Origin of the sequence: Pseudomonas sp. GM48, assembly GCF_000282335.1 — a bacterium.
Taxonomy (GTDB): domain Bacteria; phylum Pseudomonadota; class Gammaproteobacteria; order Pseudomonadales; family Pseudomonadaceae; genus Aquipseudomonas.
Map to the genome: position 1 here is coordinate 1 of NZ_AKJM01000098.1, position 18087 is coordinate 18087.

At 57.9% G+C, this 18087-nt stretch carries 16 protein-coding genes and 3 pseudogenes; 7 read left to right on the forward strand and 12 right to left on the reverse strand.

Annotated elements, in window-relative coordinates; all coding sequences use genetic code 11:
- Positions 1-258 (reverse strand): annotated as a pseudogene (locus PMI28_RS31135) (hypothetical protein); the annotation flags it as partial.
- Between the two features lie 236 nt (positions 259-494).
- Between PMI28_RS31135 and PMI28_RS12065 the strand changes: the two are divergent.
- On the forward strand, positions 495-1118 hold the full coding sequence (locus PMI28_RS12065) for a glutathione S-transferase family protein (RefSeq protein ID WP_007987988.1): 624 nt from the start codon (positions 495-497) through the stop codon (positions 1116-1118).
- Between the two features lie 124 nt (positions 1119-1242).
- Here PMI28_RS12065 and PMI28_RS12060 read toward each other — a convergent pair whose 3' ends face one another.
- Positions 1243-1683 carry a CBS domain-containing protein gene (locus PMI28_RS12060; RefSeq protein WP_007987990.1) on the reverse strand — a complete coding sequence of 147 codons (441 nt, stop codon included), beginning with the start codon at positions 1681-1683 and terminating at the stop codon, positions 1243-1245.
- A gap of 330 nt (positions 1684-2013) precedes the next feature.
- Here PMI28_RS12060 and PMI28_RS12055 point away from each other — a divergent pair, with 330 nt between their 5' ends.
- The gene (locus PMI28_RS12055; RefSeq protein ID WP_007987992.1) at positions 2014-4374 is read left to right on the forward strand and encodes a DNA polymerase II; all 2361 of its coding nucleotides are present in this window, start codon (positions 2014-2016) and stop codon (positions 4372-4374) included.
- On the opposite strand, the gene PMI28_RS12050 is transcribed toward PMI28_RS12055, so the two are convergent.
- The gene (locus PMI28_RS12050) at positions 4339-4809 is read right to left on the reverse strand and encodes a DUF1810 domain-containing protein (RefSeq protein WP_007987994.1); all 471 of its coding nucleotides are present in this window, start codon (positions 4807-4809) and stop codon (positions 4339-4341) included. The two genes, PMI28_RS12055 and PMI28_RS12050, sit on opposite strands and share 36 nt — an antisense overlap.
- Positions 4810-4838: 29 nt before the next feature.
- Positions 4839-5660 carry an aldo/keto reductase gene (locus PMI28_RS12045; RefSeq protein ID WP_007987996.1) on the reverse strand — a complete coding sequence of 274 codons (822 nt, stop codon included), beginning with the start codon at positions 5658-5660 and terminating at the stop codon, positions 4839-4841.
- 124 nt (positions 5661-5784) lie between these two features.
- Between PMI28_RS12045 and PMI28_RS29745 the strand changes: the two are divergent.
- Positions 5785-5970, forward strand: a pseudogene (locus tag PMI28_RS29745) (hypothetical protein); the annotation flags it as partial.
- A 218-nt stretch (positions 5971-6188) separates the two neighbouring features.
- Positions 6189-6974: a sulfite exporter TauE/SafE family protein gene (locus tag PMI28_RS12040; RefSeq protein WP_007988000.1), complete on the forward strand. Its 786-nt coding sequence runs from the start codon at positions 6189-6191 to the stop codon at positions 6972-6974.
- 245 nt (positions 6975-7219) lie between these two features.
- Here the strand turns inward: PMI28_RS12040 and PMI28_RS12035 are convergent, their stop codons facing one another.
- From PMI28_RS12035 to phbB, 5 genes and pseudogenes are all read right to left on the reverse strand, one after another.
- Positions 7220-7486 (reverse strand): hypothetical protein, encoded by a 267-nt coding sequence (locus tag PMI28_RS12035; RefSeq protein ID WP_007988001.1) that lies wholly within the window; start codon positions 7484-7486, stop codon positions 7220-7222.
- A gap of 80 nt (positions 7487-7566) precedes the next feature.
- Positions 7567-7686: pseudogene (locus PMI28_RS30875) on the reverse strand (AAA family ATPase); the annotation flags it as partial.
- Positions 7687-7793: 107 nt separating this feature from the next.
- Complete coding sequence (phaC, locus tag PMI28_RS12030; protein WP_007988006.1) at positions 7794-9497, reverse strand: class I poly(R)-hydroxyalkanoic acid synthase; 1704 nt, start codon at positions 9495-9497, stop codon at positions 7794-7796.
- A gap of 161 nt (positions 9498-9658) precedes the next feature.
- Positions 9659-10837 carry an acetyl-CoA C-acetyltransferase gene (locus PMI28_RS12025; RefSeq protein ID WP_007988008.1) on the reverse strand — a complete coding sequence of 393 codons (1179 nt, stop codon included), beginning with the start codon at positions 10835-10837 and terminating at the stop codon, positions 9659-9661.
- Positions 10838-10901: 64 nt separating this feature from the next.
- The gene (gene phbB / locus PMI28_RS12020; RefSeq protein WP_007988010.1) at positions 10902-11648 is read right to left on the reverse strand and encodes an acetoacetyl-CoA reductase; all 747 of its coding nucleotides are present in this window, start codon (positions 11646-11648) and stop codon (positions 10902-10904) included.
- A 271-nt stretch (positions 11649-11919) separates the two neighbouring features.
- Between phbB and PMI28_RS12015 the strand changes: the two genes are divergently transcribed.
- Positions 11920-13035 carry an AraC family transcriptional regulator gene (locus tag PMI28_RS12015; protein WP_007988011.1) on the forward strand — a complete coding sequence of 372 codons (1116 nt, stop codon included), beginning with the start codon at positions 11920-11922 and terminating at the stop codon, positions 13033-13035.
- 14 nt (positions 13036-13049) lie between these two features.
- On the opposite strand, the gene PMI28_RS12010 is transcribed toward PMI28_RS12015, so the two are convergent.
- Positions 13050-15473: a DUF3141 domain-containing protein gene (locus tag PMI28_RS12010; RefSeq protein ID WP_007988013.1), complete on the reverse strand. Its 2424-nt coding sequence runs from the start codon at positions 15471-15473 to the stop codon at positions 13050-13052.
- Positions 15474-15723: 250 nt separating this feature from the next.
- Between PMI28_RS12010 and phaP the strand changes: the two genes are divergently transcribed.
- Entirely contained in the window at positions 15724-16287 is a 564-nt protein-coding gene (phaP, locus tag PMI28_RS12005) for a TIGR01841 family phasin (RefSeq protein WP_007988015.1), read from the forward strand.
- A gap of 35 nt (positions 16288-16322) precedes the next feature.
- Here phaP and phaR read toward each other — a convergent pair whose 3' ends face one another.
- Positions 16323-16856 carry a polyhydroxyalkanoate synthesis repressor PhaR gene (gene phaR, locus PMI28_RS12000; protein WP_007988017.1) on the reverse strand — a complete coding sequence of 178 codons (534 nt, stop codon included), beginning with the start codon at positions 16854-16856 and terminating at the stop codon, positions 16323-16325.
- 70 nt (positions 16857-16926) lie between these two features.
- Positions 16927-17295 carry a VOC family protein gene (locus PMI28_RS11995; RefSeq protein WP_007988019.1) on the reverse strand — a complete coding sequence of 123 codons (369 nt, stop codon included), beginning with the start codon at positions 17293-17295 and terminating at the stop codon, positions 16927-16929.
- A 179-nt stretch (positions 17296-17474) separates the two neighbouring features.
- Between PMI28_RS11995 and PMI28_RS11990 the strand changes: the two genes are divergently transcribed.
- Complete coding sequence (locus PMI28_RS11990; RefSeq protein WP_007988022.1) at positions 17475-18026, forward strand: DUF4174 domain-containing protein; 552 nt, start codon at positions 17475-17477, stop codon at positions 18024-18026.
- Positions 18027-18087: the final 61 nt, after the last annotated feature.

Below are 18087 nucleotides of genomic sequence, written 5' to 3' on the forward strand. Positions count from 1 at the left end.
GTCGGAACCACCTTCGGCAACGCGGTTTTGCAGCAGTTTGTCGGAGCCACCTTCGGCAACACGTTTTTCCAGCAGGCGATCCGAACCACCTTCAGCCACACGATTCTCGATCAGGCGATCGGAACCACCCTCAGCAACACGGCTTTCAATCAGACGATCCGAGCCGCCTTCAGCGACCACAGGTTGAGCAGAAGTTGCGGCGAAAGCGTTAACGGCGAAAACCGAGAAAGCGATGCTGAGAAGGGTTTGGCGTTTCATGATGGTGTGCTCCGGGGGGTAATGGGTTGGTATGGAGCAGATGTTACGCCGGGGATTTTTTATGAGAACTTCATTGAGATGATGGTGAACATCGACGGCAATGATAGGACCCGCGCCATACTCCTTGTGAACGTGATGGTGCGGTCGTCGGATGGCCGCTGTGTGGCGGGTGGCGGCTTCTACACTGGATAGCTTGATGCGGCACTGCGGGGGTCGCGGTGTTAAAGGAGACGTTTATGTACCAGCTCTACGGTTATCAGAACTCCGGGGCGGCGGCCATCGAAGCCGCCCTTGAACTCTGTGATATTCCTTATCGCTTCATCGATGTCGAGACCTCCGCGGAGGCGGCCCAGGCGCTGGAGAAACTCAACCCGCTCAAACAGATTCCGACCTTGCAGCGGCCCGATGGCGGCGTCCTGACCGAGAGCGCGGCGATCCTGATTCACCTCGGGCTGACCTTTCCCGCATCGGGATTGTTGCCGCAAGATCCGGCCGAGCAGGACCAGGCCATTCGCGGCATGGCGTACATCGTCAGCAATTGCTATGCGGCCATCGGCATCATTGACTACCCGGAGCGCTGGCTGGCCGAGGCGGATGAGTCGTCCAGGCAGAACCTTATAGAGGGTGCCCGCCGGCGCCTGCACTGGAGTTGGGAAGTGTTTGCCGATCAGTTCTCGGGCGAGTTGTATCTGGGCAGCGAGAAGCCAGGGGCACTGGATGTGCTGGCGGCGGTGATCTCGCGATGGGCGGGCAGTCGGGAGCATTTGCGCAATGCCCGGCCGGGGTTTTTCGCCTGGCTGGAACGCATCGACCGCCACCCGGCGCTGGCACCGGTGTTCGCCCGGCATTGGCCGGCCTGAACACCAAAAACCAATGTGGGAGCGGGCTTGCTCGCGAAGGCGTAGTGTCAGACAGCATTAATGTTGACTGGCACACCGCCTTCGCGAGCAAGCCCGCTCCCACAGGGATCCTCGGCGTGTCGACTCACTCCCCGCGAATGTACTGTTCCAGCTGCTTGATCAGTTCCGCCTGTTCGGCAATCGCTTCCTTGACCAGGTCACCGATCGACAGCAGCCCAATCAATTTGCCGCCTTCGACTACCGGCAAGTGACGCAGGCGTCTATCGGACATGATGCCCAGGCAGGTCTCCACGGTTTGATGGGTGTCGACGGTAATCACCGGCGACACCATGATGTCGCGCACCGGCGTGCCCACCGAAGAGCGGCCATGCAGCACCAGTTTGCGTGCATAGTCGCGTTCACTGATGATGCCCAGCACTTCATCATTCTCCACCACCAGCAAGGCGCCGACGTTTTTCTCGGCCATCTTCATCAGCGCTTCGAGCACCATGTGGTCGGGTTTGATCTGGTGCACTTCCTGATTCTTCTGATCTTTGAGCTTGAGCAGTTGGGCGACGGTTTTCATGGTGGTTACTCGGGTGTTGTCGTTGTTCTTGAAGAATCGTAGACGCGAGCGTTCAGGGCAAGGGCGAAAGCGGCAGATAACGCGCAAAAAACGTCATTCGGCGGTTTTTCTTCGGCAAACCCCTCAATTCCGGCCAGTAGATGACTTGTGGGAGCGGGCTTGCTCGCGAAAGCGGTGGGTCAGTCAATATTAATGCTGCCTGACACTACGCCTTCGCGAGCAAGCCCGCTCCCACAGGATCGGTGTCTGCCTGATAGGCCGGCGGCGAACGCGCTATCGCGGCTGATGACGGGTAGAATCAGCCTCTGAATCAGCATTGAGGTTGCAGCGGTGGATCTACAGCAGGGCTTCGTCCTGACCCGGCATTGGCGCGACACCCCGGCCGGTACGGAAGTCGAGTTCTGGCTGGCGACCGACAGCGGTCCCCGGCGAATCCGCCTGCCTTTCCAGCCCTCGGTGGCGTTTCTTCCTGCTGCGCAGCGTCAGCCCGCCGAAAGCGTTTTGCATGATGAGAAAAACGTCGAGCTCAGGCCCCTGGCCCTGAGGGATTTCGAACATCGTCCGGTCCTCGGACTCTACTGCCAGCAACATGGCCAGTTGATGCGCCTGGAAACCGCGTTGCGCCGGGCCGGCGTCGAGGTGTTCGAAGCCGATGTGCGCCCGCCGGAACGCTACATGATGGAGCGTTTCATCACCGCACCGGTGCGCTTCAGTGGCACGTCGAATGCCGAGGGCCTGCTGCTCGACGCACAGATGAAACCCGATCCCGATTACCGGCCAAACCTCAAAATGGTGTCCCTGGACATCGAGACCACGGCCCAGGGCGAGTTGTATTCCATTGCCCTGGAAGGCTGCGGCGAGCGTCAGGTGTACATGCTCGGTCCGCCCAACGGCGACGATAGTCAGGTGGATTTCCAGCTCGAATACTGCGATTCGCGAACCCTGTTGCTGAAAAAACTCAACGAATGGTTTACCCGGTTCGACCCCGACGCGATCATCGGCTGGAACGTCGTGCAGTTCGACTTGCGGGTGCTTCACGAACACGCCAGGCGCCTGGCGGTGCCGTTGAAACTGGGGCGTGGCGGCGAGGAAATGCAGTGGCGCGAACACGGCAACGGCAACCATTACTTTGCTTCAGCCGCTGGCCGCTTGATCATCGACGGTATCGAGTCCCTGCGTTCGGCGACCTGGAGTTTCCCCTCGTTCAGCCTGGAAAACGTCGCGCAAACCTTGCTCGGCGAGGGCAAGTCAATCGACAACCCGTACCAGCGCATGGACGAAATCAACCGCATGTTCGCCGAGGACAAACCGGCGCTGGCCAAATACAACCTCAAGGATTGCGAACTGGTCACGCGGATTTTCGCCAAGACCGAGTTGCTCACCTTCCTGCTGGAGCGGGCCAGCGTCACCGGTTTACCGGCCGATCGCATGGGCGGTTCGGTGGCGGCGTTCACGCACCTGTACATGCCGCTGATGCACCGTCAGGGTTTCGTTGCGCCGAACCTCGGTGGCAAGCCGCCGCAAGCCAGCCCCGGCGGTTTTGTCATGGATTCGCAACCGGGACTGTACGAATCGGTGTTGGTGCTCGACTACAAAAGCCTCTATCCGTCGATCATCCGCACCTTCCTGATTGACCCCGTGGGGCTGATTGAAGGGCTCAAGCACCCGGACGACAGCGAATCGGTACCGGGCTTTCGTGGCGCGCGTTTTTCTCGCACCCGACATTGCCTGCCCTCCATCGTCGCCCGAGTGGCCGAAGGCCGGGAAACCGCCAAGCGCGAACACAACGCACCGCTGTCCCAGGCGCTGAAAATCATCATGAACGCCTTCTACGGCGTACTCGGCTCCAGCGGTTGTCGCTTTTTCGACACACGCCTGGCCTCGTCGATCACCTTGCGCGGGCACGAGATCATGCTGCGTACCCGCCAGTTGATCGAAGCGCAGGGGCATGTGGTGATTTATGGTGACACCGACTCGACGTTCGTCTGGCTGCGTCGCGCCCATGGCCAGCAGGAGGCGGCGCAGATCGGCCATGCACTGGTCGCGCACGTCAATCAGTGGTGGCGCGAGCACGTGCAGCAGGAATACGGCTTGCAAAGCGTTCTCGAGTTGCAGTTCGAAACCCACTACAAGCGCTTTTTGATGCCGACCATTCGCGGTGCCGAAGAGGGCAGCAAAAAGCGCTACGCGGGTCTGGTGACCCGTGCCGATGGCAGCGACGAAATGGTCTACAAAGGCCTGGAAACCGTGCGCACCGACTGGTCGCTGCTGGCCCGTCAATTCCAGCAGGAACTGTATTCGCGGATCTTCCTGCGCAAGCCCTATCAGGATTATGTGCGTGACTACGTGCGCAAGACTCTGGCCGGCGAGTTCGATGACCGGCTGATCTACCGCAAACGCCTGCGCCGCACCCTCGATGACTACCAGCGTAACGTCCCGCCCCACGTACGCGCGGCGCGCCTGGCCGACGAATACAACGACCGGCAGGGTCGCCCGCGGCAATACCAGAACGGCGGCTGGATCAGCTACGTGATCACCGTTGCCGGCCCTGAACCGCTGGAAGTGCGCAGCGCGCCCATCGATTACGACCACTACATCACCCGGCAACTGCAGCCGGTGGCGGACGCGATACTGCCGTTTGTCGACGACGACTTCTCAACCCTGATTGGGGGGCAACTGGGCCTGTTTTGAGTCCATCAGCGACAAGGTCCAGTCATCCAGGATGCCGTGGAAGTACTGGTTCAAGGCTTGCTGGAAAAGACTGTCGGCGGCAGCGACCTGGGCAAACAGGGTCATCGAGGAATGAAACTTCAGGTCGTCGGGATGACCGAAAATCCCGGCCACCGAGCGCTCCCGGATATTCAGCACTTCCTGGGTGCAGGTGCGTAACCGGGCGCCCAGCAACGGGTGCTCAAGGTAGGCCAAGGCTTCCTCCCGCGAGTGGATGGCAAAGCGGCGCGACATCTCGCTGTCGCCGAGCCCGGCAAACTGCGGAAAAACGAACCACATCCAGTGACTGCGCTTGTGTCCGTTGCTCAGTTCGTTTTGAACCCGGTCGAATACCGGGTCCTGAGCCTGGAGAAAACGTTGCAAATTGAACGGGTCCAGGTGGTCGGTGCTTCTCATGACGAAGCTCTCTGACAGACTGCGTTGGCTCAGACCATGGCCAGCCGCTGTTTGCGTTGTGGCGCGCGAAACGCTTGGTCCAGCGCCTCCAGATCCTCTGCTTCAAGCTGCAACCTGGCGGCTTGGGCGTTGAGGCGTACATGTTCGGGATGAACCGCTTTGGGGATGGCAATCACTGCATCCTGGCGCAGAATCCATGCCAGTGCTGCCTCTGCCGGTGTCACGCCGTGACGGCTGGCTACTAGTTTGAGCGTAGCATTGGCGAGCATTTTGCCGCCTTGGCCAATCGGGCAGTAAGCCATGACGGGCAACCGCTGTCGTTGGCTCCAGGGCAGTAAATCAAATTCTATGCCGCGTTGTTCCAGGTTGTAGAGCACCTGATTGGTGGCGCAGGCCGGGGCATCCAGTTCCAGCAAGTCATCGAGGTCGAAATTGGACACGCCCCAACGGCCAATCTTGCCGGCTTCGCACAGGCGCTGGAAGGCGTCGACGGTTTCTTCCAGGGGATACTGGCCGCGCCAATGCAGTAAATACAGATCGATATAGTCGGTGCCAAGCCTGCGCAGGCTGCGCTCGCAAGCCTGGGGAATGCCTTGGCGGCTGGCATTGTAGGGGTACACCTTGCTGACCAGAAAGACACTGTCACGCTGGCCGGCGATGGCATCGCGGACCACTTCCTCGGCGCCGCCTTCAGCATACATTTCAGCGGTGTCGATCAGGGTCATGCCCAGTTCGATGCCCAGGCGCAGTGCCGCGACTTCTTCCGTGTGTCGCGAGCGGTCTTCGCCCATCTGCCACGTGCCTTGGCCAATGACCGGCACCTGAGCGCCTGCCAGTTCTAATGCGCGCATGCAAAACTCCTGTGTGTATTCGGTGAACACTTTAGGTACCGTCTTTAACCTCACTGGGCAAGCGCAAATTTCGGGTCAAAGGGTTGGCTTGAGTTTCACCCCGCATCGTCACGAGAATACGCCGTCATTGCCCTTGCTGTTCTCCAACGAAATCCCGGAGGAGGGCAGCAACCTGAACTTTGCCGTCGAATTCGGCAAGATCGTCGCCCGGCTGGACCCGTTGACCCAGATGCTCGACGAACGCTACCGGCGCATCGGCCTGAACTATGTCCAGAGCCTTTTGTTCCTGAATTTCCTGCCGGTGCAGTGAGCACGGCACATATTCCCTGTGGGAGCGGGCTTGCTCGCGAAGGCGTAGTGTCAGGCAGCATTAATATTGACTGACCCACCACCTTCGCGAGCAAGCCCGCTCCCACAGGGGGATATGATGCTTAAGGCATAAAGATAGATCGCATCGATATAACTGGTTATAAGAAATATCGCTATGCTGCGGGCCAGATTTCCCCTGCGATCTTTGTGGAAGTATTCATGGATTTAGTGAACATCGGGTTGGTTGTTGCCGGGCTGGTCGTCGGCTTCATCGTCGGCATGACTGGCGTAGGTGGCGGGTCGCTGATGACCCCGATCCTGCTTGGATTCGGCATCAACCCGGCGACGGCGGTCGGTACCGATCTGCTGTACGCCGCCATCACCAAATCCAGCGGTGTACTGGTTCACCGCAAGAACAACAACATCGACTGGGCGATTACCGGCTGGCTGACCTTGGGCAGCGTGCCCGCGGTGGCGTTGACGCTATGGTTCCTCAGCACCCTGCACAGCGCCCCCGAGGCGATGAACGCAATCATCAAGCAGGCCCTCGGTTTTGTGTTGTTTGCCACGGCACTGGCGATCCTGTTCAAGAAGCGCCTGCTCGACTTCGCCCACAAACGTGCGGGCGGCAACTACAACCCCAGCGGATTGCGCTTGAATGTGATGACAGTCATCACCGGGCTGGTCCTTGGCACCATGGTCGCGCTGACGTCCATCGGCGCCGGTGCACTGGGCACCGTGGCACTGTTCATTCTCTATCCGATGCTACCGACCCGCCGCCTGGTGGGGACTGAAATTGCCCACGCCGTGCCGTTGACCCTGGTCGCGGGCCTTGGCCATGCCAGCATGGGCAACATGGACTGGCACGTCCTGGGTTACCTGCTGGTGGGTTCGTTGCCGGGGATTTACCTGGGCAGCCACCTGACCGGGCGCATCTCCGACGAATTGCTGCGTCCTTGCCTGGCGACCATGCTGTTGTTGATCGGTTACAAACTGGCGTTCTAGTGTCTACCACAGATTTAAATGTAAGAATTATGTGATAAAGCCCTGATATTCAGGGCTTTTTTATTATTGTTGCATGCAAGTTTTTTCTTTAACTATCGTTTTATTTGTCACCTCGAACCTTTGTAAGGAATGAGGGGTAGGATGAACGATATAGAAATTCGAGCTTTTGTCATGCGCTCTGGTGAGCGGTACAGTCTGTTTACTGCTATTGACGAAAAATGATCTGGAGCCGTTGTAGCGAATGCTTACTCTGGCATTGTCCAGGATTGCAGCTTGTAGCCCTCCTGGCTCAACTCGGCGCGCACCTCTGCCAGCAGGCTTTCCAGCTGCGCCGGGTCGGAATAGGCACTGCTTGGAATCTGTTTGCGACAAATACGAGTGTTGGCCCGGTCGATGACGGTCAGGCTCAGTTCGCCAGTACCGTCTTGCGGAGCCCAAGCGACGCATTGAAAAGGTTCGAATGCGTGGCCGGCAATCAAAAGTGCTTCGTTGAGACGGAACGGGGTGCTCATGGGTCGTCTCTCCTTGTACCCAAATAAATGAGAAGACCTGCTGCATGCAGTCATGCAGCAGGGCATTTCCACAACAACAGTCAAAATTGCTGGTCTTCCTCCGTACCAACCTCGTCCTTGCGCTTACGTTTGCGTGATTTGATCTTCGTCTGTGCAATCAAACTGCAGTGTTGCAGTCGGTACGACTCGTTGCCCGTTTCCGATCAATCATACTTCGGCGCAGCCCACAACATCTCGACGCTGCCGTCATCCAGGAAGTCGAGCGTCACGTACTGGAAAGTGTCGCGCTCTGGCCCACAACAGTCTTTCATTGCTTTACATAGCTGCCTGGCGCCGGCTCCAGAGGCGGGAATTTTTCATTCCCTATGTGCGGAACCGCTGGTTGGCGCTCGCCGGAGTGTCCCGCCAGCCAGTTGAACCAGTCATTCCACCAGCTACCGGGTTGCTGCTCAGCATTCTTGAACCAGGTCTCCGGGTTTTTCGTGACCCGATTATTGGTCCAGTAATGGCGCTTCTGCTTGGCCGGTGGATTGATGACGCCGGCGATATGCCCTGAAGCTCCTAATACAAAACGCTTGGCCCCAGAGAGCAGGTTGGTGCTGGCGTAGGCGCTTTTCCAGGGCACGATGTGATCGTCATGGGTGGCGAGGATGTAAGCGGGAGCGTCAATTGCACGCAAATCCAGCTTGACCCCACAACACTCCAGCTCGCCTGATTTCAAATCGTTCTGCAGATAGGTGTGGCGCAGATACCAGCAGTACATCGGCCCCGGAAGGTTGGTGCTGTCGTTGTTCCAGAACAGCAGATCAAGCGGGATCGGCTTCTGCCCCTTGAGGTATTTGTCGACGTTGTAGTTCCACCACAGCTCGTTGGGGCGCAGTAGGGAAAAGGTATTGCCCATGTCCTCACCACGAAACAGACCGATGGGACCATTCATGCCGCCAATGGTGCGCTCTCGATAGGCCACCAGTTCTTCGTCGACGAATATGTCGATGGGGCCGGTGTCCAGGTAATCAAGGAACGTGGTGAACAGGCTCACGCTGGCGATCTCCCGGTCGCCGCGTGCAGCAAGTACTGCCAGCGCCGTGCTCAGCAGGGTGCCGCCGATGCAGAAGCCCACGCAATTGAGTCGCTGCTCGCCACTGATATCGCGGGTCACCTGCAAGGCGTCGATTACCCCGTGCTCAATCAGGTCATCCCAGGTGGTGCCAGCGTGTTCCTCGTCAAAGTTGCGCCAGGACATCAGGAATACGGGATGTCCCTGTTCCAGCAGGTGACGGACCATCGAGTTGTCCGGGCGCAGATCAAGGATGTAGTACTTGTTGATCGACGGAGGTACGACGAATACAGGGTGTCGGTACTGGGTTTCGCTTTGCGGGTAGTACTGAATTAGCTGGAATAGCTGATTCTCAAAGACGATTTCGCCGGGGGTGTTAGCCAGATCGACGCCAACCTTGAAGGCGCCGCTATCACACTGGCGCATTTTGCCTTCGTTCATGTCGCTGACCAGATGCTGCATACCTGTGAGCAGGCTGGCACCTTGAGTCTCAACCGCACGCTGGAGCGCATCAGGGTTGCTGACCAGAAAATTGCTTGGCGCACTGGCGGCAATGGCTTGCTCCACCAGATAGCGCAGGCGTTGGCGCGGTTTTTTTTCTTTGATCAGCAGCTTGTCGAGCAGTTTCAGGAGAAAGCTTGCGTTGAGCAGGTAAAACGCAGCGAGGGAGCCGAACAGTGGCTCGCTCCAGTTGCTGCTGGAGAAGCGTCGATCATCGAAGCTGAAGGATTGGCCGGTCAGCAGTTTTTGACCGAGTTGGCCCCATTGAACCTGGTAGTCCGCTTGAAGGCTGTCCAGGGTTTCGCGAGGTAACTCGAACCAGGCGCTGTGCTCATGCCCGGAAAACCACGGATTGGTGCTGACCCATAGGCGTAATTGTTGCACTGCAAAGGAAGCGATGAACGGAACCTGGCCTGACCAATAGGTTTTGAATGTATGCGCGTTGTTGTCCATAAAGTTCCTTGCCCATACAGATGAGCCGGGCAGAAAAAAAGCCGCGCTTTGCCGGACTCCGGCGTAGCGACGGCAGGAATGCGGGCAGCGTTGTCTGACGCCAATCTGATGCGCGGAACAAGGGTTCCAAGTCCGCGCATGGGCTACTCGGATGCCGTTGGTTAGCGCTCGATAGCCAGGCCGACGCCTTGTCCGCCGCCGATGCACAAAGTGGCCAGCCCCTTCTTGCCGTCGCGACGGATCAGTTCGTGCACCAGCGACACCAGAATCCGTGCCCCCGATGCGCCGATCGGATGGCCAAGGGCGATCGCGCCGCCGTTGACGTTGACTTTGCTGGTGTCCCAACCCATCTCTTTGCCAACCGCCAGCGCCTGGGCGGCGAAGGCTTCATTGGCTTCGATCAGGTCCAGGTCTTCGACGCTCCAGCCGGCCTTTTGCAGGGTCAGGCGTGTAGCCGGTACCGGGCCGATGCCCATGATCGACGGGTCTACACCGGCGCTGGCATAGGCTTTGATGCGTGCCAGTACCGGAAGGCCGAGCGCTTGTGCTTTAGCGGCGCTGGCCAGCAACAGCACGGCCGCACCATCGTTGAGGGTCGAAGCGTTGCCGGCAGTCACGCTGCCGTCTTTCTGGAATGCCGGTTTGAGTTTTGCCAAGGCTTGCGCAGTACTGTCGATACGCGGCTGTTCGTCGGTGTCGAAGACCAGCGGTTCGCCCTTGCGCTGAGGAATCAGGATCGGGGTGATTTCGCTCTGGAAACGCCCGCCCTCAATGGCTGCGGCGGCCTTCTGTTGCGAGGCGGCAGCGAAGGTATCCTGTGCTTCACGAGAGATCTCGTACTTCTGCGCCAGATTCTCAGCGGTGATACCCATGTGATAGTCGTTGAAGGCGTCCCACAGGCCATCCTGGATCATGCTGTCTTGCAGTTGCGCATGGCCCATACGCAGGCCGGTGCGTGCCTTGGGCAGAACATAGGGGGCCAGACTCATATTTTCCTGACCGCCAGCGATTACCAGTTCCGCGTCGCCGCAACGGATTGCCTGGACGGCGAGATGGACCGCCTTGAGACCGGAGCCGCAGACCTTGTTCAAGGTCAGGGCAGGCGTGGTGTGTGGCAAACCGGCCTTGATCGCTGTCTGGCGTGCCGGGTTTTGCCCAGCGCCGGCAGTGAGTACCTGGCCGAGGATCACTTCATCAATTTGAGCAGCATCGATACCCGTTTGCTCCAGCAAGCGGCGAATCACTGCGGCACCCAGTTCGGTCGCGGGAATTGCAGACAAAGCACCCTGGAAACTACCAATGGCGGTACGAGTAGCGGCAACGATTACGACTTCGTTCATGCGTGACCTCATCGAAAAGACAAAATTCGTCGAGCAAACCAGGGCATTCCTGCCCTGATCGGAGTTATTGCATGTTCATGCCGCCGTTTACCGAGAAATCGGCACCGGTGCTGTAGGCAGACTCATCGGAAGCCAGCCAGGCCACGATTGAGGCGATCTCTTCTGGTTGGCCAAGGCGACCGACCGGAGTTGCAGCGATCATGCCTTCGAGAATGTCCGGGCGAATTGCCGCGGTCATGGAGGTCTGGATGTAGCCTGGGGACACGGTATTGACGGTCACGCCCTTGCCGGAGACTTCCCGGGCCAGTGCCATGGTGAAACCATGGATGCCAGCCTTGGCGGCGGAGTAGTTGGTCTGGCCGAACTGACCACGCTGACCGTTGATCGAGGAGATATTGATGATCCGCCCCCAGCCTTTGGACAACATGCCTTCAATGACCTGCTTGGTGGTGTTGAACAACCCCGTCAGGTTGGTCCCGATCACGCTGTTCCAGTCTTCCGGGGTGAGCTTGCGAAAAGAGGCGTCGCGGGTGATGCCGGCGTTGTTGACCAGCACATCGATCGGGCCGAATTGTTCACGAGCCATCTCGAAAGCCTTGCGGGTTGACTCCCAATCGGTGACGTCACCATAGATGAACTCGAACTCATAACCCGCCTCCAGTTGGCTGGCACGCCAGTCGTTCTTGCGGCTGGAATCAGAGCTGCAGCCGACGATTACCTTGAATCCTTCCTTGTATAGACGTTGGCTGATTGCCGTACCGATACCGCCCATACCACCCGTTACCAAAGCGATGCGACTACGCGATTCCATACATCTACTCCATTTTTTTGCGCTGCAGGAGAGAAGATTGTTCGATATCGACGGGCCGTGCGGAAGTGTTTGAAGGTGACGTTCTCCTGTCCATCGGTGCCACGCAGGTGTTTTGGCCTGCTGGCAAAAAAATGAGGAGCACCCATACTGGGATCAACTCTTAAAACTCAATGGATAGTTAATATTACTGAAACACTGTTGAAATATGTTCAGCGCATGTCAGTATCGGCTCCGGACAGGACGTTCGGTTCCATTGGTCAATGAGGACGCCATGTATAGAATGAGTTCAGGTTATGCCAGCATGCTGGCGAATACGTTTTTGGCCCAAGGGCTGGACCTTGCCGGTCTGTGCCAGGAGGCGGGACTGGATGTCGAGTTCGTAGGTAGACCAGGAGCATTCTGCGAGCGAAGCGTTATCTATCGTCTTTGGGATCTGGCTGCTCAGGCTTCGGATGATCTGAATATCGGTTTGAAAGCCTACGGGGAATTCCATCCCAGTAGTTTTCAGATTGTGGGCTACACGATGATGTCCAGTTCGAATCTGAAAAGGGCGCTTGAACGTCTGGTTCGTTTCAGCCCGTTGATCGGTACCGGATTCAGCCTTTTCCTTGTCCAGGAGCAGCAGCATTACCGATTGGCCAGTCTCGATCATCAGCAACATGGCTCGGTCAAACCCCGGCAATACACGGATGCAGCGTTGGCTTCGCTGCTGGGTTTCTGCCGTTGGCTGGCAGGTGGCAAGTCACCGCAACCGTTGAGTGTAGAGTTCACTTATCCCGAACCTGAAGACACGTCGGAGCATCAGCGGCTTTTTGGCTGTCCGCTGAGTTTCGGGGCGGCATATGACAGCATCCTGTTCGATGGCCAGGAGCTTCTGAGTCCGTTGAGCATGGCCAACGAGGCGTTGGCCACGCTCCATGACAGTTTTGCCGTGGCTCAATTGGACCTGTTGTCCGGTTACTTTATGGTTGGCAGGATTCGCGCGCTGATTACCGAGCGCTTGAGCCAGGGGCAAGGCCAAGGGCAATGTGATATGGAATCGATTGCGGCGGCACTGAATATCAGCAAGCGAACGCTTCAACGAGGCCTTGAGAAGGATGGCACGCAATTCAAGGACGTCCTGAACGATGTGCGCCGGCAGATGGCTGACTTCTATTTGCGCCATTCTCATTTCAACATGAAGCATGTGACTAGCCTGCTCGGCTTCCATGATCACAGCAGCTTCCATAAGGCATGCATCCGTTGGTTCGGTATGACCCCCGGTCAGTATCGAACCGACGAGTTGTCGCCTGTGGTCGAAAAAGTCGCGGGGGTCCGATCCATGAACCCCATCGGTCTGTACAGAGATCAAAAGATCGCAGGCTCCGCCGAACGGATGCACCGCTAATCCCTTGTGAAGGGTCATTGAGGCTTGGGGCCTGTTGTCCCTTTGCTCGCTTTGCGCTTCGGGGCTTTAACTACGATGGCAGGAGCGGGCGGTGGTGTGATCTGCGGCGACGCAGATGGCTGCGAAGGGGGCTCCTGCGGGATGACAACTGTTTCATTGGGCGGTTGGGTCAGGCTGAAGCCCGGCAGGGGGACTTCGAGCAACGTGTGCAGCTCACGCCAGAATTCGCCTTCAGCTCCAACGGTCGCTAGCAGTTCAGGCATCAATTGCCCAACGGCTGTCAGGACCTGTTGACGTTTCTTTGTCTCTGGTAGCAACAAGGGCAGGCTGCGCAAGCTTTCTTGCGGGTGGGCGAAAACCAGCAGGTTCTGCAATCGGATGGCTTCGCGCAGGGCGGTGGGCTCATTGCTGTAGTCCTGGACCAGCAGGTGCACCTGCTGGATCAGCTTCTCGATGCTTTCCTTGCCCGCCTTGTCGCTGTCGCGGCCCAGCAAAAACAGAATCCGCACCAATGCTTCCAGGGGGCCGCCATGGGGCAGCGCATCCTGCAGGCGTTCGATCAGGGCCCGGTCCAGCTGGTCGGCATGTGCCTGGAGATTTCGCACAGGCTTGTTGCTGGTGAGGGTACTCAGTGCGCCGTAAATACCGTAAAAACACAGCTCCTGAGTGGCGTCACGCACATCGCGATAAGCATTCAGGGCGTCTTGCATCTGGTTGGAAAACAACGCTTGCCAGGCCAGCAACGGGTTGTCTTTGCGTGCAGGATGACGATCACTGCTCACTTGGGAGGCGGTCCCGGCTAACCACCACAGCGCCGGATTCAGGCTGCTCCATAGCACTTGCTGCTGATGGAAGGGGTGCGCCCTGCGCAACAGTTCGGCAATTGGCTCGTTGACGATCTGACGCAGCCACGGACGTATGAACCCGTCGTAAAACGCGCTGTTGATTTCAGAGGCGCGCTCCACCAGAGAGAATTCGCGATCGTCATCACGGGCCGGCTCGACGTCATCATGGATATCGGCGATTCGCCTTGATTCGAAACGCACTCGGTATTGCATGTCATCGCTGCCTGAGGAGGTTGGCAGATCGTCAATCAGCATTTCATACAGTCCCGCCGGCAGCGCCTTGATGGTTTCGACCGCGCCGAGCATCCCACGGTGTTCGCGCCGCGCCACTTTGCCGGAAACAAAAATACCTAAATGGCCGATGCTGGCGTGTCGCAGGTAGATGATGGTACGTCCTGCGTCATGCAAAGCGAGATCGCTGGGATAAACATCGGCGATCCAGTTCAATGCCTGCTGGGGAGGGGTGATGTTGTCTCCGTAGGAACAGAACACCACTACCGGTACTTCGATCCGTTTCAGGTCAATGCCGCTGCTCTTGCGGCCGAGACCGCCGGACAATTGGTTGCCGATGAAAAGGTCATCGACAATCATCTCAATCTCTTCGCCATTGAGCAGGGTCGGGCTGCCCCACCAGCGTTCGAAGTCGAGGAAGCGCGTAGCCTCGCTGTCGACCTGGCTGAACAACTGGTAGTACTTAGCCCAATAGGTGTTGGCCGGGTCCAGGTTTTCGAAATTGCTGACCAGCCAAGTACCGTCAAAGCGGCCATTGCCCAAGTCGCTGCCCAGGCGAGCCATCCAGCCGCCACCCAGCAGGCCTCCGGTATAGCGCATCGGATTGCGTCCATTGACACCGGCCCAGTATGACAAGGGGGCACCATTGATAATGATCAATCCCGGCAGTTCCGGTCGTGTTGCAGCCAGTCCCATCAACGCCCAGCCCGCCTGGCAGTTACCGATGATGATCGGTTCGCTGTTGGTCGGGTGAAGGGCGCTGACGACTTCGATGAACCGGGCCTGGGCTTCGACGATATCGGCCAGGGTTTGTCCAGGCTGTGGCGAGTGACTGAAAGAGATGAAATAGGTGGGGTGGCCGGCTCTGAGGCTTTCACCTAATACCGAATCCTGTTTGAAGCCGCCGATTCCGGAGCCGTGGCCGCCGCGTGGGTCAATGATGATCACCGGCTGGCCGTTGCTGTCGATTCTTTGCTCTGGTCCGGGGAGGATTCGCAGCAGTGAATAGTTGACCGGGCGTGGGAGATCGGAGCCGGCGATCAGGGTTTCATGAGCGAACTTGAGCAGCAGAGGATACCCGGCGCGTTCATGGGCCAGCGTATTGTCGCCGCGCTGGCGCAGGGTGTCCCAGAACAGCAGGCTGCGTTGGCCGAGGTCGGTGAAGTATTCCTGCCAGTCAGTGGGCGTGGGTTGTCTGAGTTGACCCCGCTTCAGGGGCGCGAGGGTTTTTTCCTGGCGCTGGCGCAAAGCATCAAGGACGTTCAGGGTATTGAGGTGCTGCAGATGACTCAGGTGTTCGAACAGGCCGCGTTGAGAGGAGGGTTTTTCATATTGCGATGCAATAATATCTTCCTGGCCCATGGTGATCTCCTGGCGTTATGCATGAGAAGAAGCTGCCTGCGCCTCATTAATAAAGAGGGCTTGGCTGGCTGTTCGATGTCAGGAGTCTATAGCGAATAGAGGCATGAGAAGAAAGTTTTTTGTGCGCCGCACAAAAAATCATTGCTAAACGGATTTGTGCGCTGCAATATTAAGGCTAACGCGATGACCGGCAGGATCGCTATCGCGTCCTCAGGCCCATGTCGGCTTTTCAGAATCAGGAGATTCAAGCATGTCTTTTTTCAACTCGGAAAAATTGCAAGACGCTCAGAAAGCCAACCTCGACCTCCTGCAGCAAATCAGTGGCAAAGTCTTCGCCAGCGTTGAACAGCTCACCCAATTGCAGTTCAAGACTCTGCAGGCCTCCACCGAGGAGCAGTTCGACGGCATTCGCAAGCTGCTGGCAGTTCGTGATCTACAAGGGCTCGCTGAGCTCCAGACTTCTTTCACCCAGCCAAATGTGCAAGCCGAACGCCTGGCTGAGTTCAATCGCCAAGTGCAAGCGTTGATTGTCGGCACTCACTCGGAAATCGCCAAACTGACCTCGCGTCAGGTCGAGGTGGGCACCCAGCAGGTGCAAGAGTTCGTTGAAGTGATCAGCAAGAATGCACCGGCTGGCTCCGAGCCTGTTGTGGCCGCGTTCAAGTCGTCGCTGGCGAATGCCGGTACCGTTTTTGAGAGCGCACAGAACGCCGTAAAACAGGCTGCTGACGTTGCCCAGAGCGGTTTTGACGCAGCGACCGCCGCAGCCGGCAAAACCGCTCCTGGTGCCAAGGCTACAAGCGGTAACAAGTAAGTCACATTAGAGCGGTTACACTGATGGCGATGGGTTTACTCCCCATCGCCATTTTTTTTCGGCCCGCTACCAGCACCTGGCTTGCCTGGTGGCATGCCGCCGAACAGGCCGAAGAGGTTCTGAGTGTTCAGGTAGAGGTTTTTTGACTGGTCGACATACTGGCGCATCAAATCCTGCATGACCGGTGCTTGCTGGTGCATGAACTTGCTCCAGGCTTCAGAGGACTGAGCGCCGGTCTGGGACTGGATGTCGATGACCGTCTGGATGCTTTTGTCCAGGTAGCTGCCGAGGACGCTCTGGTAGGGACCGTAGAACTGGATAATCCCCATGAGCATCTCGCTGGAGAAAATCGGCTCACCGCCACTTTCGGCTTCCAGAATGACCTGCAGCAAAATACTTCGGGTCAAATCCTCGCCAGTCTTGGCGTCGACCACCTCGAACGGGATTTTATCGACGACCAATTGCCGTATATCCGCAAGGGTCAAATGACTGCTGGTGTGCGTGTCATACAGACGGCGATTCGGGTACTTCTTGATCAGACGGGTGGTGTTCCGACTGTTATCTGTCATGCGGGGCTACTCACAGCGAGCCTGATTTGCAGGCATCTTATCCTACTCTGACCACTGCCAGTCCAATGCGTCATTCGCGGGTGAATATTTCCAGCAGATGCCCGTCCGGGTCATCGAAATACACCCGCCGTCCTCCCGCGTAATCATTGATTTCCCTTGGCCGTTGCTTGCCCGGATCCGCCCACCAGGGCTGACCGTTGGCTTGCAGGCGTGCGAAGGCTGCATCGAAATCCTCGTCGCCAATCAAAAACGCATAGTGCTGGGACGCTATCGGCGGATCGTTGTCGTAGAAATCCAGTGACACGCCGTTATCAAACCTGACGACCAGCATCGGCCCGAAGGGCTCGGGGGCAGGCAGGCCGAGCAGTCCGGCCAGGAAGTTCGCCGAAACCTGCTTGTCCCGGCACCAGACGATGGTGTGGTTCAACTGAGCGCTCATGGGCAAGTTCTCACGACGGATCATGCAGGTTGTCTTGAGTCTTCAGATTAGCCCAGCCTGTTGCGCAATGACCGCCCTGACCTAAGCTTGGGGCAAGGCGAAAACATTTGCGGTACGTCACCCGGAACGTTCGCCGCGATGCGCAATCATTAGAGCGTGGATATCAAAAGGAGATGCGCATGCTCATCAGGTCACTGACCCTGGCTACCTTGCTGGCGATTGCCGGCCCATTATTCGCCGCCGATGGCGACTCACCGCTGGACATGGACAAGGGCAGGGCCCGGCCACTGATTGTCATCGCTCCAAGCACCGTTGATCCGACCTGGGTCAGCCTGAAAAAGTCGCTGGATGAGCCGGCCAATCGCAAGGGGTTCACTGACCGCAACATGGTGCTCTACACCGTGCTCAATCTGATGGGCCAGCGCGACGGCAAAGACCTCGGGCCACAAGACACGGCGGCGCTGATCCGCTCGCTCAAACTGGGCGCCGGCGCCAAGACCAAGGTGATACTGGTCGGCAAGGACGGCGAAAAGAAACTTGAACAATCGGACGCCATCAAGCTGGAAGAGATTTTCAGCGCCGTCGATCAATTGCCGGCGGCCGAAAAAGAATTTACAGCGACAGTGGCCGCTCCCGTCGCTGAAGCCGAGCCGGCTGCCAAAGGTGCCAAGGCTGGCAAAAACAGCAAACCGGGCAAGCCCGCCAAACCGCCTGAAATGCCGGATGATTGAGCCGGAATTTCAGGTGGGGAGCAGAGGATCTGTGGGAGCGAGCTTGCTCGCGATGGCGTCG

Coding starts and splice junctions, on each gene's coding strand:
- PMI28_RS12065 (WP_007987988.1), top strand. CDS start 495: ATGTACCAGCTCTACGGTTATCAGAACTCCGGGGCGGCGGCCATCGAA.
- PMI28_RS12060 (WP_007987990.1), bottom strand. CDS start 1,683: ATGAAAACCGTCGCCCAACTGCTCAAGCTCAAAGATCAGAAGAATCAG.
- PMI28_RS12050 (WP_007987994.1), bottom strand. CDS start 4,809: ATGAGAAGCACCGACCACCTGGACCCGTTCAATTTGCAACGTTTTCTC.
- PMI28_RS12045 (WP_007987996.1), bottom strand. CDS start 5,660: ATGCGCGCATTAGAACTGGCAGGCGCTCAGGTGCCGGTCATTGGCCAA.
- PMI28_RS12040 (WP_007988000.1), top strand. CDS start 6,189: ATGGATTTAGTGAACATCGGGTTGGTTGTTGCCGGGCTGGTCGTCGGC.
- PMI28_RS12035 (WP_007988001.1), bottom strand. CDS start 7,486: ATGAGCACCCCGTTCCGTCTCAACGAAGCACTTTTGATTGCCGGCCAC.
- phaC (WP_007988006.1), bottom strand. CDS start 9,497: ATGGACAACAACGCGCATACATTCAAAACCTATTGGTCAGGCCAGGTT.
- PMI28_RS12025 (WP_007988008.1), bottom strand. CDS start 10,837: ATGAACGAAGTCGTAATCGTTGCCGCTACTCGTACCGCCATTGGTAGT.
- phbB (WP_007988010.1), bottom strand. CDS start 11,648: ATGGAATCGCGTAGTCGCATCGCTTTGGTAACGGGTGGTATGGGCGGT.
- PMI28_RS12015 (WP_007988011.1), top strand. CDS start 11,920: ATGTATAGAATGAGTTCAGGTTATGCCAGCATGCTGGCGAATACGTTT.
- PMI28_RS12010 (WP_007988013.1), bottom strand. CDS start 15,473: ATGGGCCAGGAAGATATTATTGCATCGCAATATGAAAAACCCTCCTCT.
- phaP (WP_007988015.1), top strand. CDS start 15,724: ATGTCTTTTTTCAACTCGGAAAAATTGCAAGACGCTCAGAAAGCCAAC.
- phaR (WP_007988017.1), bottom strand. CDS start 16,856: ATGACAGATAACAGTCGGAACACCACCCGTCTGATCAAGAAGTACCCG.
- PMI28_RS11995 (WP_007988019.1), bottom strand. CDS start 17,295: ATGAGCGCTCAGTTGAACCACACCATCGTCTGGTGCCGGGACAAGCAG.
- PMI28_RS11990 (WP_007988022.1), top strand. CDS start 17,475: ATGCTCATCAGGTCACTGACCCTGGCTACCTTGCTGGCGATTGCCGGC.